This is a genomic window from Prevotella sp. lc2012 (genome assembly GCF_900107065.1).
Taxonomy (GTDB): domain Bacteria; phylum Bacteroidota; class Bacteroidia; order Bacteroidales; family Bacteroidaceae; genus Prevotella.
The window spans coordinates 111248-127200 of the sequence record NZ_FNUF01000005.1; the positions used below are offsets into that span (position 1 = coordinate 111248).

At 46.9% G+C, this 15953-nt stretch carries 14 protein-coding genes and 1 riboswitch; of the genes, 4 read left to right on the top strand and 10 right to left on the bottom strand.

Annotation, left to right across the window (positions count from 1 at the left end; translation table 11 throughout):
• Positions 1-54 precede the first annotated feature (54 nt).
• Complete coding sequence (locus BLU99_RS10395) at positions 55-807, bottom strand: hypothetical protein (protein ID WP_144006132.1); 753 nt, start codon at positions 805-807, stop codon at positions 55-57.
• Between the two features lie 626 nt (positions 808-1433).
• On the opposite strand from BLU99_RS10395, the gene BLU99_RS10405 reads away from it, so the two are divergent.
• Entirely contained in the window at positions 1434-1643 is a 210-nt protein-coding gene (locus BLU99_RS10405) for a hypothetical protein (RefSeq protein WP_144006133.1), read from the top strand.
• Between the two features lie 10 nt (positions 1644-1653).
• On the opposite strand, the gene BLU99_RS10410 is transcribed toward BLU99_RS10405, so the two are convergent.
• From BLU99_RS10410 to BLU99_RS10435, 6 genes are all read right to left on the bottom strand, one after another.
• Positions 1654-2361: a hypothetical protein gene (locus BLU99_RS10410; protein WP_091901836.1), complete on the bottom strand. Its 708-nt coding sequence runs from the start codon at positions 2359-2361 to the stop codon at positions 1654-1656.
• A complete protein-coding gene (locus BLU99_RS10415; RefSeq protein ID WP_091901838.1) occupies positions 2358-4010 on the bottom strand; it encodes an RHS repeat-associated core domain-containing protein in 1653 nt (550 codons plus the stop codon). Before BLU99_RS10415 ends, BLU99_RS10410 begins: the two co-directional genes overlap by 4 nt.
• Before the next feature lie 144 nt (positions 4011-4154).
• Positions 4155-4934: an ankyrin repeat domain-containing protein gene (locus BLU99_RS10420; protein WP_091901841.1), complete on the bottom strand. Its 780-nt coding sequence runs from the start codon at positions 4932-4934 to the stop codon at positions 4155-4157.
• A 36-nt stretch (positions 4935-4970) separates the two neighbouring features.
• On the bottom strand, positions 4971-5282 hold the full coding sequence (locus BLU99_RS10425) for a mediator of RNA polymerase II transcription subunit 6 family protein (RefSeq protein ID WP_176771123.1): 312 nt from the start codon (positions 5280-5282) through the stop codon (positions 4971-4973).
• A 124-nt stretch (positions 5283-5406) separates the two neighbouring features.
• Positions 5407-6726 (bottom strand): RHS repeat domain-containing protein, encoded by a 1320-nt coding sequence (locus tag BLU99_RS10430; protein WP_176771124.1) that lies wholly within the window; start codon positions 6724-6726, stop codon positions 5407-5409.
• 356 nt (positions 6727-7082) lie between these two features.
• Positions 7083-8741: a nucleoside kinase gene (locus tag BLU99_RS10435; RefSeq protein ID WP_091901847.1), complete on the bottom strand. Its 1659-nt coding sequence runs from the start codon at positions 8739-8741 to the stop codon at positions 7083-7085.
• Positions 8742-8850: 109 nt separating this feature from the next.
• On the opposite strand from BLU99_RS10435, the gene BLU99_RS10440 reads away from it, so the two are divergent.
• From BLU99_RS10440 to pnuC, 3 genes are all read left to right on the top strand, one after another.
• Entirely contained in the window at positions 8851-10581 is a 1731-nt protein-coding gene (locus tag BLU99_RS10440; RefSeq protein ID WP_091901848.1) for a Na/Pi cotransporter family protein, read from the top strand.
• Positions 10578-10673, top strand: a riboswitch (TPP riboswitch). (Overlaps the previous gene by 4 nt.)
• Positions 10674-10725: 52 nt before the next feature.
• On the top strand, positions 10726-13152 hold the full coding sequence (locus BLU99_RS10445) for a TonB-dependent receptor (RefSeq protein WP_091901850.1): 2427 nt from the start codon (positions 10726-10728) through the stop codon (positions 13150-13152).
• A gap of 4 nt (positions 13153-13156) precedes the next feature.
• Positions 13157-13738: a nicotinamide riboside transporter PnuC gene (gene pnuC / locus BLU99_RS10450; RefSeq protein ID WP_091901851.1), complete on the top strand. Its 582-nt coding sequence runs from the start codon at positions 13157-13159 to the stop codon at positions 13736-13738.
• 82 nt (positions 13739-13820) lie between these two features.
• Here the strand turns inward: pnuC and BLU99_RS10455 are convergent, their stop codons facing one another.
• The 3 genes from BLU99_RS10455 to BLU99_RS10465 all read right to left on the bottom strand — a co-directional run bounded on the left by BLU99_RS10455 (position 13821) and on the right by BLU99_RS10465 (position 15607).
• Complete coding sequence (locus BLU99_RS10455) at positions 13821-14471, bottom strand: DUF6563 family protein (RefSeq protein ID WP_144006135.1); 651 nt, start codon at positions 14469-14471, stop codon at positions 13821-13823.
• A 20-nt stretch (positions 14472-14491) separates the two neighbouring features.
• Positions 14492-14923 (bottom strand): hypothetical protein, encoded by a 432-nt coding sequence (locus tag BLU99_RS10460; protein WP_091901855.1) that lies wholly within the window; start codon positions 14921-14923, stop codon positions 14492-14494.
• A gap of 249 nt (positions 14924-15172) precedes the next feature.
• Positions 15173-15607, bottom strand: coding sequence for a hypothetical protein (locus BLU99_RS10465; protein ID WP_144006136.1), 435 nt, complete (start codon positions 15605-15607; stop codon positions 15173-15175).
• Positions 15608-15953 lie beyond the last annotated feature (346 nt).

Sequence of the window (15953 nt, forward strand, 5' to 3'; positions counted from 1 at the left end):
GGACAAAAGTGAGCAGTCCTATGATATTTCTTACGACTTACACGTCTTATTGCCTCAATTTCCTAGAGGAAGTAATATGCCATCATGATAACTCTCTTCTATAGCCTCATAATAATAATCTTCAGCCTCATATGATTCGTAAATGTAATCAGCTATGTGTTTGAGATATAAGACATAATCACTTGACTCAATAAGTAATTTCTCCTTTGCATCCATCAATTGTTTCTGCACATTTATCGCATTATGAGCATTAAAGAAATACAATTTGTGCTTATACCTAATAAACATCAACTGCTGAAAATGGGGCCCCATTCCTCTGAAGACATATATACCATCTTTAAAGGATGTATCCTTATAATTAACTAGATTGTGTACGTTTATCCCCGCCCCAACATGAAACTCATTGGTACAACTATAATATACACTATCCAATTGGGCAACCATGTATTCTGGAACTTCAACATAATACATTATGTTTTTCCTCTTACCATACATATGGATACCTATCAAGAAAAAACAAAATAAGCAGAGAATTCTTTTCATAATTTTATTGTATGTTGTACCATAACCATAGACTTTGCCAGAGTTGGTAGATTTAACATCTGTCTGCTCACCAATTCTATATACTTTTAGCCCCCTATAGGGGGTCAAGTATAGAGGGGGACACCTCTGGCTCATTCTGTCAGTCGGAAATCCCCGATTTCCACGGTTGCTGAGCCCCACCAGCGGTCCCTGAACCTGTCGAAAGGAGAACCGCTCGCTTGGCTTGTCCAAGAAGGGCCTGTCAGCATTATTATACTGTTTCACAGCGAGAGGGTGCTTTTGCAATCCCATGCGATATATGGTTGATATCGAGGGCAAATATAGGCAATTTGTTTTTCCCTGTTACTGTACGTAAGGCGGGTTGATGCGACAAATGGCCTATTCTTTTACCTTCAAGGAATTGGAACCTCTTGTAGTTTCTTTAGCAAATGAGGATCCGTTACCTTGTATAGCGTGTCTACCCAATGAAATTCATCATATGTTACAATCAAGAATGTATCATTCACAATGTTCAATTTCCAATTGAGGTCACCCATCTTAATTACAGAATCATTCACCAAAGACCATCTCGGAGTAACTACCACATCATCTATCTCATAGAGATAGCATTTCTTGTCGGCATACCTTTCTGCGAGAGTATACATTTTCCCCTTACGATCAAAGTACATGTAGAATTTTGTCTTGATATAAGGATCAAAATGCGCATAATACCAATACTGGCAGCTATCGCCAGCTATCAATTCTACTCTATTATATCCTTTTGAGCAACACGAGAATAACACTACGATAAATAATGATATATAAACTTTCTGCATAACTTATCTTTACGGTTGATATCGAGGGCAAATATAGGCAATTTGTTTGAAACGGCCAAATCTGTGGCGTATATTGTGAGGTATCCCTTCTTGGGCATGCCATGGTGGCGGTTGGCCCTTCGACAGGCTCAGGGACCGCGGTGGGGTGGGCAGGAACATGGAATGAGGGGTATAGCCGCCGTCGAAGAGGTACTTGTCGATCTTGCCGTTCCTCACCACCAGGCTGCCGCCCAGCAGGTAGTCCGTCGAGTCCGTGCTCTGGATCTACGCCGAAAGCCTTCATAGCTTCTATTACCTACATAGGAAAGAAATCCATGATATCCATTTTATATAGTAGCTTTAATTGTTCTATATTGTTTTCTGGAATATTATATAATTCCTGATACTCTTTTAACCTTCGATCAGCTTCGTCTTCCCCATATAATAGATATGAATAGTAAATATATTCTTGAATTGTTACATAATACTTCCCTTTATGATGTGGTAAATCATTATATAAGAAAGATATATATTCTTTTCTGTTTTCAGTTATATACTTCTCGACAAACTGAAGTGCTTCTTTTATATGAGTTTTATATAAGTGCATATTGTTCTTTGACATTTCGCTCATTGCTAGAATTCGGCATTTAAGGATATCTTTGAAATAAGGGCCTCCAGTTTTATTCCACATACTACAGTTATCTCTCTTAATAATATCAATTGCAGAATCCATTTGTTTGCCCAAAACTAAGAATTGTATTTTCTGGAGAACATATTTAAAATGCGCTCTCTCATCATCCATATATATATCCGCCATGCTGTCAGCAAGCGATACCGCAGAATCAAGAATCGTCGTGTTCGGATTATCCTTCATTTCAAAGAACAAAGCAAGTAATTTTTCATCAACTAAACTATCTGGAATGTCTTGACTCTGTTTACTTCTTATTTCTTCTGATCTAGCTGAGTTCTTGGAAGAACAGCATATGAAAGAGAAAATTGACAATAGTAATACTAATTTGTTCATTTTTTTCTAATTATTGGTTGGTACATTAGATTCCATGTAAATCTTCTAGGCATGACATAAAGAGCGTTTGCATTAGTTGCTCCGACCTCAATTCCTATCTCTCTTATGAAAAGTCCTTGCCTTAATTCACTTGAACTGAACACTTTAGAAGATTGTAATGATATCGAACCTGTCTGTCGTATCTGTGGGTCGCTATTATAATGCAGCGGAGTGTATACATTTTTATCATTCACCTGCAATCGCATATTTCCTTTATAATTGAGGGATAAATTATCATTAGAAGAATCTCCCTTCTGATTAATGTACGCGTCGAATTTGACTCCTTTGAAATATATTCCCATTGAATTGTTAGAAGTACTATTCTTAGAATTGATTTCGATAATTGCAGAAACATCAACAAAAGCAGTTATTCTATATGTATTTCCAAATAAAGCACCGCCAAGTTTAACGTCCCCATCAAATCCAATAGCACCCCCCACGGAATTTTGCACTTCAAAGTCAGTATTAAGATTCAGATCTCGTAAAATATCATTTCCTGTGGTCCCTATATATGAATAACCATCTGGTGTTCTTTCTGCTGACGTTACATTATCCATCCAAATATAATCACCCCATTGAGTTTTTACCCAATCCCTTCCATCCGGATCAATGGCATTCACAGGATTATTCGCGCAATACGCATACGGACTGACGCCGTAGTATTTCTCGCAGAGGGGGTCAATACGATCCCATCTTGCGAGGATGGGGTAGTGCTGGCGGGCGCCGTAGTCGTAGGTGTTCAGGCCATACATATTGTCGAACTCCTTGCCGTTGTACTTATACTGCTGGAAGTCACGGTTCCATATCATCGCCTTCAGCGTGTCCACGAGCTGGCCGCCGAAGGGATAGTAGTTCACGCGCTGCTTCATCGCACCCGTCGAGGTCACCGTCTCACGCACCGTGCCCAGATGGTCCTTGTTTTGGTAGTAGAACGTGAACTTGTCCGTCGTGCCGCTGGCCGTCGCCTGGGCGTAGCCGCCGTCGAAGAGGTACTTGTCGATCTTGCCGTTCCTCACCACCAGGCTGCCGCCCAGCAGGTAGTCCGTCGAGTCCGTGCTCTGGATCTCCGATGCCTTCAGCTCCACCTGCTGCCCGATCGTACGGGAGATGTTCGCCTTGGCCGTGTAGTGCACCATGCGCAGCTTCTGGCCCGTCGCACTGTAGACGTACTTCGTGATGCTGCCGTTGGTGAAGTAGATCTTCTGGGGATTGCCGCTCAGGTCGTACGAGATGAAGGCGATGCCGCGGCTCTTGTCGGTCAGCAGCGAGCCGTTCCCATTGTACGTGTACGAGTAGTTGGTACCCTTCGTGCCCTTGAAGTCGAGCGATCCCGCATACGTCACCTTGTTGGCCATGTCCTTCACCGTATTCAGCTGGTTACCGGTGTAGGTCACTATAAGGCTGTCGACAAGGCCGTACTTGCCGTTCTGCATTCTGCCCCTGCGCTCCAGACGCTTGATGTTGCCGTTCTTGTCGTACTCGAGCACCTTCTCGGTGAACCTGTTCGCATTGGTGCCCAGGTTGTCCTTCTCGCCGTAGACGGCATTCTTCAGGCGGTTGGCCGCATCGTAGGTGAACTTATAGCTATCGCTTATCATCTTCCAAGCCATATGGTTGATATCGAGGGCAAATATAGGCAATTTGTTTGAAACGGCCAAATCTGTGAGTTTAATTGTGGGTAGGCCTTCGATGCAAGAGTCGTAAGGGGCAAGCCATTGGGACTTCCCTTTCTACCATCCATTCCTTGTCACAAATTAAGGCTGTTCTTTTCGAGATTGTGCATCTATATAGTCAATAATCCGTTTTGCAACAATACTATCTTCTGCAGTAACGATCCTTCTTTTTAGCATCAGATCCCTAAAAGACAAAGTATCTCCCGTATCTATAGTTACCACATATGAGTTCTTATAATCTGCCTTGCATTCAAAAAACAGATATTCTAATACGTCGGGAGCCATTTTCTTTTCGGCAGATAATAAAGGCGTATCATGATGATCAGCTTCAACAAAGAAATTTACGTCTGCTCCTGCTGCAACTAGCATTTTCGTTTTTTCCAGACTTGTAAATGCTGCTCGTATCAAAGGAGTCTCTTCGCTTGGAAGATACGATAGAGTCTCATTTCTTTTAACATGATCATTGGGATCTCCCCCATGTGCAAGCAGAAACTCTAATATATCTGAACGAATGAAATAGTCTGAAGCAATTGCTATCGGTGATGCCCCTCTATAAGTATCATGTGCATTCGGATTCGCGCCATGATTTATAAGGAACCTGACGGCATCTATGTTCTCATTTAAGATAGCCCAAAACAAAAGAGTTTCACCAAATCTCGGTTCTCTGAAATCAACATCAATTTGTCCTTTAGCTAATATCTTTTCAGCCTTGGCGAAATTGTTCTTTGAAACACACCTTGCAAGTTCCCACGCTTCCGTTTCCTTCCATAGTCTTATATCATCTCCAAGATAGTTTCTCTTTCCAGAACAACCCATAATGGCTAATGCCACTAATACACAGATATACTTACATGCGTTCATTTTCTTTATTCCCCTCCTGTAATCTAATTGATTATTTTACTTATCTACTTCCATTAGAATAATCTCTGGCCCTTCTTCTCCCTGTTTCCTATACACTTTATTTACCCTTCCTCTTCCATCAGTCACGAAATATAATCGATATGCCGTAGCATCACCAATTGAGGAATGCAGTATCTCATATGTTTCAGAAGCAACTATCGGTATATTTTTATATTCCTTAGGAGCCTGATATATATTTCCATCTGCGACTATCCTATAATAATTTCCCAAAGAATCCAACTTTACAGAGGTCGATCCCTTTACCTTTTCCACTTTTGATATATGAAAAGACATCTTTGCATTCTCCATATATACATGAAGTCTTATTATCGGATAATTATCAACTGTATATACAGTAAAACTATTAGGGTCAAAACCTATCACGTTACTGTGACAAGATGACAAAAACAATGTCATAACAAATACTAAAACACTATTGAGTCTGCTCATTCCTCTTCTTTTGCTCTTCATATAACTTCCACCATTCGTCAATTTGCTGGACTTTCTGCATATTCGACATATTCGAATTGAGTAAATCTTGTAAACAGTTCTTTCCATAATTAGTATTTAGAAATCTATTAAATTCTAGAAAACGGTCCCCATTAGCATTTGCTTCTTTCTCTTCCGGAACATCATCATGACTTCCATATCTCATATACTGTGATACAAAATGAAGAAGATACTGGAGTTTGCCTTCGGCCTGCTCTATATGTTTGATGTGTGTCACTTCATGTGAAGCCATAAGCAACCATTCTGAAACATCTTGTCCATAACCATTTCCATTATAATCTGCTTTTTTGTCTGCAAAATAATTTTCGGTAAAGGTCATCGTAACATTATTTGGGGCACTTCCTATGGTGATTCCTCCACCTCCCTTATTCGGACTATACCATGGATATTCTCTGCCAAATCCTCTCTCCATAATATTCACATCTCGAATATACTCTTCTTTAACTCCTGTAACCAAAGAGAGAAGATGTGCGGCGGGTTTTGTAAATGTGTAATAATCTGCTCTATAGAAACTCGCTTTATGAAAAGTCAATACTCCTTTGGGATATAATCCTTTGATATCTATATATTTCACCGGATTATTCAAACAATACGCATACGGGCTGACGCCGTAGTACTTCTCGCAGAGGGGATCGAGGCGGTCCCACCTTGCCAATATCGGGTCGTGCTGGCGGGCGCCGTAGTCGTAGGTGTTCAGGCCGAACGTGCCGTCGAACTCCTTGCCGTTGTACTTATACTGCTGGAAATTGGGGCTCAAGACCATCGCCTTCAGCGTGTCCACGAGCTGGCCGCCGAACGGGTAGTAGTTCACGCGCTGCTTCATCGCGCCCGACGAGGTCACCGTCTCACGCACCGTGCCCAGATGGTCCTTGTTCTGGTAGTAGAACGTGAACTTGTCCGTCGTGCCGCTGGCCGTCGCCTGGGCATAGCCGCCGTCGAAGAGGTACTTGTCGATCTTGCCGTTCCTCACCACCAGGCTGCCGCCCAGCAGGTAGTCCGTCGAGTCCGTGCTCTGGATCTCCGATGCCTTCAGCTCCACCTGCTGCCCGATCGCACGGCTGATGTTCGCCTTGGCCGTGTAGTGCACCATGCGCAGCTTCTGGCCCGTCGCACTGTAGACGTACTTCGTGATGCTCCCGTTGGTGAAGTAGATCTTCTGGGGATTGCCGCTCAGGTCGTAGGTATAGCTATCGCTTATCATCTTCCAAACCGTATGGTTGATTCCGAGGACAAATATAGGCAAATTGTTCGAGACTACCAAATCTGTGAGGTAAATTGTGGGATGGTCCTTCGATGCTTCGACAAACCCAAAAAGGAGATACCCCCCCCCCCTCGCTTTTTCTAGTTCACAACTTCTTCCGAGCACTTTTTTAGGCACTTTTTTAGGACAAAAGGAGAGATGGCGGTCCGTCAATCCTAGTCCCTTCGACAGGCTCAGGGACCGCGGTGGTTGGGGCTCAGCAACCATGGAAATCGGGGATTTCCGACTGACAGAAAACGCGGAGGCCCCCTCATATACTTTTAGCCCCCCATAGGGGGCCAAGTATAGAGGGGGACACCTCTGGCTTATTCTGTCAGTCGGCCGCCGCCATCGTTCAACTAATACTTGAACGACGAGCCGCCGAGGAATTCACGGAGGAGGGAGGTCGGGGGGATCTGGGTGTCGGGGATGGGCGTGATGTAGCGGAGGAACTTCAGCAGGCGGTAGGCCTCGGCATATTCCGGACAGTTCTCCGGCACCTGCTCCAGCAGTGGCTCGGCCTGACTCTTGATAACAGCCAACTCGAAGAGCATGGCGGTGTTGAACATCGCGTCGGCATTCTCCTGGAAGGGGAAGATCCATTTGTTCTCACCAGCACGGACCGACGGCCATCGGCGGATGGTCTCACGGGCACTGACAGCCCGATACTTATGGTCGCGGATGATGCGCCGCAGCAGACGGTTGTCGGTGGTAGGGATATAGTTGTGGTTGTCGAGCAGCACCGTCGTAAGTGCTGAGGCATAGACACGGAAGATCTGCTCCTTGGGTATCTGTGCGGTCAGCTCGGGGTTCAGGGCGTGGATGCCCTCCACCACCAGAATCTCATTGTCACCGAGGCGCAGGCGTCGGCCGCTCTTCTGACTGGTACCTGTGGGGAAGTCGTAACGTGGCAGTTCCACCTCGTCGCCGCGGAAGAGGGCGGTGAGCTGTTCGTTGAGCAAGGGCAGGTTCAGGGCATGCAGGTGCTCGAAGTCGTAGTCGCCTTTCTCGTCGCGCGGTGTCTGGTCACGGTCCACGAAATAGTCGTCGAGTGAGATGTTGACGGGACGGATGCCATTGACGGCCAACTGTATGGACAGGCGCTTGCAGGTCGTGGTCTTGCCCGAGCTCGAGGGGCCGGCGATGAGCACGAGCTTGACGCCTTTCCGTTGTGTGATCTCATCGGCAATCTTCGCGATTTTCTTCTCCTGCAGGGCTTCCGATATCTGGATGAGGGTGGAGCTGTGGCCTTTCTGTACCACATCGTTCAGGTCGCCGATGGTGCTCAGACCAAGGATGTTCTGCCAGTTGTGGTGCTCCTTGAAGATGCCGAACATCTTATCCTGAGGGATAATCTCGCCCAGCTCGTCGGGATGCTCGCGAGAAGGGATGCGCAACAGCAGACCATCGTAGTATTTCTCTAATCCGAAGAGATAGAGTTGCGAGGTGTTCGTCAGCAGTGAACCGTAATAGTAGTCCATGTAGCCGTCAATGTCGTAGAAGGTGGTGTAGAGCCGTCCAAGTCCTTGCAGGAGCTTCACCTTCGACTTATAGTGGAGACTCTCGAACAGTTTAATAGCTTCTTCTGTGGTGGTCTCATGACGATGTATCGGCAGAGCCGCGTCGATAATCTCCTGCATCCGTCGGCGGATGGCGCCCGCATCGTCGAGGGTGACGGGGCGGCCGATATGCAGGTTGACATAGTAGCCGTTGCTCACGGGGATATCGATGACCACCTTACATGGGTCGTAGAGATCGCGGACGGCCTTACAGAGCACGAAGAACAGCGTCCTCGTATAGGCGCGGGAACCGCTTGTCGAGGTGATGTCGAGGAACTCCACCTCTTTCTGTTTGTAGATACGGTAGTGCATACCTTCTACCTTGTTGTTCACGTGGGCTGAGATAGGACCGTGCTTCAGTTCCAGTCCGCTGAGATGATACACATCTGCCAGTGTGGCACCGATCGGTACGTTGATGGTGGTGCCTGTATTGCGACAAAAAACTTGTGCTGTTTCCATTTTGATGATGATTTTCGACCACAAAGATAACGAAAAAACCAAAGAAGTGTTGGTGCATTTAGATTTTTTTATTATTTTTGCAGCAAAATTCAAATCATAGGATTTCTTTATGCTCGTTTTGTTCAAACTCCTTGGCTCGCTCGCCCTTCTGATGTTTGGTATGAAGTCGATGAGTGACGCCTTGCAGAAGATGGCGGGTCCGCAGTTGCGACACGTCCTCGGTGCAATGACCACCAATCGTTTTACGGGAATGCTGACAGGTATGCTGGTGACAGCATCGGTCCAGTCGTCGACGGCTACGACGGTGATGACGGTCTCGTTCGTCAATGCCGGACTGCTGACGCTGGCACAGGCCATCTCGGTGATTATGGGTGCGAACATCGTAACGACGCTTACGGCCTGGATCATGTCGGCCGGAATGTCGTTCGACATCACCAATGCAGTCTATCCTGCGTTCCTCATCGGCATTGTGCTGATCTACCTGAAACGCTATCGTTATATCGGTGACTTCCTCTTCGGCTTGTCGTTCCTGCTCTTAGGACTGGGCACGCTCCGGTTGACTGGCACGGAGATGCATCTGGGTGAGAATCAGGTACTGCTTGATTTCTTCGCCTCCTTTGATCCCGACTCCTTCGTGACTACATTGATCTTCTTGTTCCTTGGTGGTGTGATGACATTCTGCGTGCAGTCGTCGGCAGCCGTCATGGCCATCACCATGATTCTCTGCTCGAGTGGCGCTTTGCCGATCTATCAGGGTATCGCCCTGGTGATGGGTGAGAATATCGGTACGACGGTCACGTCTAACCTTGCCGCCCTCTCGGCCAATACCCAGGCGCGTCGGGCCGCCTTGGCGCATATGTTCTTCAATGTGTTCGGCGTGGTGTGGATCCTGTTCGTCTTCCGTCCGTTTATTGATGCTGTCTGTGGTCTGGTGGGTTACGATGTCGCCATGGTGAAGGGAGAGGTAGCCATCAAGGTGTTCCTGGCCAATGCCGCTAAGCTGAGCTTCGTGCTTGCTGCCTTCCATACCTGCTTCAATGTGGTGAACACGTTCATCCTCATCTGGTTCATCCCACAGATCGAACGTTTCGTATGCTGGGTCATCAAACCAAAGAAGGTCGACGAGGAAGATGAGTTCCGTTTGCATTTCATCACTGCTGGCTTCATGAAGACTCCGGAGCTTTCCGTGTTCGAGGCCCAGAAAGAGATACAGGCCTTCTCAGAACGTATGCAGCGTATGTTCAATATGGTGCGTGAGCTGCTGACGCTCTCGTCGAGCACCAGTAGTAAGAAAGACAGTAATGGGGCTGACTTCAACAAGCTCTACTCGCGGATTGAGAAGTACGAGGGTATCTCTGATAACATGGAGTTGGAGATAGCCAACTATCTCGACCAGGTCTCAGATGCTCATCTCTCCGATGACACCAAGGCCAAGATCCGCTCCATGCTCCGTGAGATCTCCGAGCTAGAGAGTATCGGTGACGCCTGCTTCAATATGGCACGTACCATCTCACGGAAATACAACGGCAAGCAAGATCACTTCAATGAGAGACAGTATGAGCATATCCATCAGATGATGGAGCTGACCGACCAGTCGCTCACACAGATGAACCGACTGATGATGGGACGGAAGGAGACCTTCGATGTGAACCGCACGTTTAACATCGAGCATGAGATCAATAACTTCCGTAGTCAACTGAAGTCGCAGAATATCACCGACGTGAACAACCACGAGTATACCTATGCCGTAGGTACAATCTATATGGACCTCATCAACGAGTGCGAGAAGCTCGGCGACTATGTGGTGAATGTCGTGGAGGCCCGTATGGGTATTCGCTGATTATCAAGGGGTGCCCACGGGCGTGGGCTGAGATGATACCCTCTAACCTGATCCGGATCATACCGGCGTAGGGATGGATAGTAGGCTTAATCAACACAAATCCCCCTTTACAATAGATGAAAATAGTAAAAGGTAAGTAAAGGAATGAAAAGATTATTTTTAGGAATGACAGCGCTGCTGGGCGCCATGAGTGTGAATGCCCAGAACAAGGCTGCCTTGTATGACTCCACACAGGTGGAGCAGTTGCAAGAGGTCGTAGTGAAAGGTGTACGTGCGCAGAAGAACGCACCGTATGCCGTTACAAACATGAAGAAGCAGCAACTCGACGCCTTCTCGAAGACGGGGCGCGAACTGCCTCTCCTCTTCTCACAGACACCCGGTATCCTGGCGTGGAGCGAGAATGGACTGGGCACGGGAACGACGGCCATGCGTATCCGTGGTGCCGGTGGCTCACGTATCAACGTGACGCTCGACGGTGTGCCCCTGAACTCGCCCGAGGACCAGTGCGTGTTCTGGGCCAACATGAACTCCTATGGTTCTCTGCTCGGCAGTGTGCAGATACAGCGCGGTGTGGGAACATCGACCAATGGTGATGGTGCCTTCGGCGGTACGGTGGCCCTGGCGTCAGCCTCGCCCTTGCAGACCCCGAGTCTGGAGGTGTCGGCCTCGTATGGCTCCTATAACACCTTTAATGTCGGTGGAAAGTTCTCATCCGGTCTGTTGTGGAACCATCTGATTATCGACGGTGCCTATCATGAGACGCATACCGATGGTTTTGTCCATGGTACCAGTGGCCGTTCTGGTTCTTACTATGGCGGTCTGACATGGCTAGGCGATAACTTCCGTCTGAGCTATAAGAATATCGGCAACTTCGAGCGTACCGGTCAGGCTTGGAACGGTGTGACGGCAGGTAATGATGATTACTCTCTGATGGATGGCAGCTACGACGACGGCTCATGGTCGTACAATGCCAAGACGGGTATCAGAACTTATCAAGATATGTGGAACGCCGGACTGGGTAAGTTTAATTCTCTTTATGAGCGACTTGCTACCGGTAGCGACGGACTCTTCGTGAAGGATGCCAACGGAAACTACCAGACGGAACGCTACCGCATGGCCGACGGCACCATCTGGGACAAGACTACCGATAACTTCTGGCAGGACCATAACATCCTCTCCGCAGCATGGACTATCAATGACCACTGGAGCACGACAGCCTCGCTGCACTACACCTATGGTCATGGTTACTACGAGGAGTTCCGCTATAATAATAAACTGGTGAAGTATGGCATTAAAGCGGCCGATGCCGATGGTACGAACATCAAGCGCTCGGACTTCGTGCGTAAGAAAGGACTGACACAGCATACCTATGGACTGGTGTGGAGCGCCAACTACAAAGACGATCTATGGGATGTCATCGGTGGACTGTCAGTCCAGAATTTCGATGGTAATCATTTCGGTTTCCTGACCTATGCCTCCAACGAAGTCGTCAGACAGCAGTTCCTGGGCGGCGGTGCCTATCGCTACTACGATTCAGATGCTCATAAATTCGACGGGAATGCGTACCTGAAGGCTGCTCGCCATCTTGGTGAGCAGTGGGATGTATTTGCCGACGTGCAGTATCGGTATGTGGGTTATAAGACTGATGGCTATAACGACAAGTACAAAACCGACAAGGCTACCGGTGAGATCCTGACCCATTATCTTGACATCAACGAGAAGTATCACTTCTTTAACCCGAAGGCTGGCTTCTCATGGCATACGGGTGGCCATCGCGTCTATGGTTCTGTGGCCCTGAGTCATCGCGAGCCTGAGCGAAACAACTTCACCGACAATGGTCACCGTGCCTATCCGAAGGCAGAGCGACTGACGGACTATGAATTGGGCTATACCTATAACAGCGGTATCTTCCGTGTAGGGGCGAACTTCTTCTATATGGACTATACCGACCAGTTCGTGCAGACCGGAGCCGTGAGCGATATCGGTGAGCCTCTGACCACAAATATCAAAGACAGCTACCGCATGGGTGTGGAGCTGCAGGCCGGTGTGGATCCCACATCGTGGCTGACCATCGAGGGTAACGCCTCACTGAGCAGGAACAGGATCAAGGACTTTGACGAGACCGTGAACATCGACTGGGACGACGACCCCGACGACGGACAGTGGGAGACCATCCACTATGATCACTCTACGCTGGCCTTCAGTCCTTCTGCCATCCTGAATGGCTTCGTCACCCTGCATCACAAGGGGTGGCAGGCCGTATGGCACACCAACTTCGTGTCGCGCCAGTATCTCGACAATACAGAGAACGCCGACCGCTCGCTGCCCTGCTACAGCGTGTCGAACGCTTCTGTCAGTTATACTCTGAAGCCAAGGAAGGTCATCAAGGAGACGATCTTCGGCCTGAACTTCAATAACGTGTTCAACCGTCGGTATGCCGCCAGCGGATGGTCGTACTCCTGCATTCTCCGCAACTATGGCAATCATCCGAACGACAACCGTTACTACCAGCTCGGCTTCGTTCCGATGGCGGGCTTCACGGTGTCGGGCAGTGTGACGGTAAGGTTCTAAGAAGATGATGGACTTCCTGATAGCACACTGGCTTGATATCCTGACCACCATCCTGGGTCTGGCCTATATCCTGTTGGAATATAAGGCGAGCGTATGGATGTGGGTCGTGGGTTTCCTGATGCAGGCATTGGGCATCGTGCTCTACTACCAGAAAGGACTCTATGCCGACTGCGGCATGGAGTTCTACTATCTGTCGATGACGGTCTATGGCTACTGGAAGTGGGTCCGTGGGTCAGCCTCGAAGACCGTCCTGCCCATCCGTCATTTCCCTTGCCGGCTGGTACTCCCGTGGTTGGCATTGATCGTTGGTGTGTGGGGCCTTATCTATTGGCTTCTCGTGACGTACACCAACTCGACCGTGCCCCTGGCCGACAGTTTCACGACCGCCTTAAGCATCGTCGGTGTCTGGGCCCTGGCTCACAAGTATCTGGAGCAGTGGTTCATCTGGATTGCCGTCGATGTGGTGACGTGCGTGCTCTATTTCTATAAGGATATCCCCTTCAAGGCCAGTCTCTATGGTCTCTACGTCGTGATAGCCATCCTCGGCTGGTTCAAGTGGCGACGGATGATGAAGGAAGAGTCATAAAGCATATAACCATCTAACCCTCTGGGTGTCGGTCTTTCGGCCTTGTCGGGTTAGATGGTTATATGATTACCTGATAACGTTATTAGTCTATCAAGCCCAGGTGTTGTAGAATCGGGAACACTGTTGCTGCAGACTGACGATCTTTTTTCTTTTTGATGGCATTATACTCATCGGCCACCTTCTGATGGTCCTTCAGAACCTCAGCCATGAAAGCATCGTCAATCAGTCGGATGTTCACCTTACCCTTCTTTGCGTCCGACTCTATTAGGTAGCACACCTGATTGCTCATCTGCGAAGAAGCAGCAATGGCTCCGCCAACAGCGCCGCCGAGACCTCCGAGCAAGCTCTGACGGGTAAGGGCTGCCTTCCCGATTATCTTATTGACGATGCACAGTTTGTCGCCATCATAGCGGTAGCCTTTCGTATAGCCGTTGCCGAAGCCGGTATTCTCGAAGCGCAGGTTGCGACAATTCACATAGATGGTGTCTTTGCATATCACTGCAAAGGCCTCTTTCTTGATGATCTCATCCTGTGCTTTGTCGCCCGTTGTCAGCTTGTAGTCGTTGCCGCCTACCCACAACTGATGTGACTTGCTGTGACCATTCAGATAGACGGTGTCGATCTCTGTCCACTGGTCGGCCTTGAAATCCTCATAACTCTTACAATACTTGTTCTGTGCCGTTGCCGTCATGGCAATAGCGAGACATAACATCACTAATCCTTTTCGTTTCATTTTTTTATGGTTTATGGTTTTTAAAGAATGCTCCCTGTAAGTCTCCTCACGATATTGCTACATCCAAGAAGACACATGACTCCACCACATGCAAAGGCCACTGCATAAAGAAAACAAATCCACCTCATAATGGATGGCTTCTTGTCTAACTCCTCAAAGTCTTTTCTATATTTTTCTTTCTCATCCCAATAATATAGCCAACCAACAACAAATAGGCCAGGAATAACTGAAAGTAACCAAGCATCATTATCTGGCATATTATATGTTTTGTCAATAAAACCTCTAACCACTAATAACACCACAGTCCACACAATAGCCCATACATACAATGTGATAGATAGGCAAAACAGTACGCCACCAGTTCCAATATAATAGGATTGATAGAAGCGGATTCCAAAAACATAATCTATTTGATAAAATCCATAATAAATGTAATTTATGACTTTTTTCACTGCAGATGTTTAAAAGGCGAGTTGTATTCGCATAGTATGCAATATAATAAGAATTCGCCTGCAAAAGTAGAACAAATATATTAATTTTCCAAACATAAGAAGTACTATTTTATGCAAAAACTAAGCAAGACGCATGGGAGGGCGTGTTGGTTTGAGTGTTACTTTGCAGTTTTTCCTTAACCTGACGATGGGAATCTCGGTAAAAAAGCGTAATTTTGCAGCGCAAAAGACATCTTTGTCCCTATTCTGTCATTGAGAGTCCTCGTTTTTTAGAATGAGACGATAGGACCATTCTTCCCCCAAACCAAAGAAATGCCCTCCACTTTTGTGAAATGTCCAGTTCTTTTCGTTTCCCCATTTCTCTGGGGATAGTGTTTTATCCCCTATAGAAATAGAGCTGATATCCTCCCATAAAGGAGTGTGAGACTCTATAGTAGCATTCATCCATCCGAACTTCTCACAAATGAATTCACTCTTTCTTATAATTACATTCTCTTCATTTGGCGTATACCATTCAATGCTATCTTTTCTTTGAATATAGCACTCTGTAGAAGGTCGCATGACGATTGTTGCTGCGCTATCACATTCGTTACATATAGTATATGTAACAGTAGAATACGGATCACATGCACTCGTTAAAAGTACAAATGGCAGGATAAACCTCAAATTAACTTCCTTTCTCATAAGGCTATATAATTAAGTAACTAAAGATATAGAATTGTCTTGCTCTTTATACGGTTTGCCTTTCCCCGTGACAACCATGATCTTCAATCAATATGCTAAAATATAATTCCCTGTTTTAATTTTGCTTACGATATCCTCATATCGAAGAATCGTATGTGCATAGAAGTATACTTTATCTTTGACGATATCATCAAATACTGGAACATAATCTATTGGATAGTGTTTTGAAAACACACGTATAACCGAACTATTAAGAACCGTCATATCATTGGCTACATATTGAAAATAGCATTTATAATCATTATCTACTTTCACACAGAAAAGATCACCTATCTTTGTTATAATC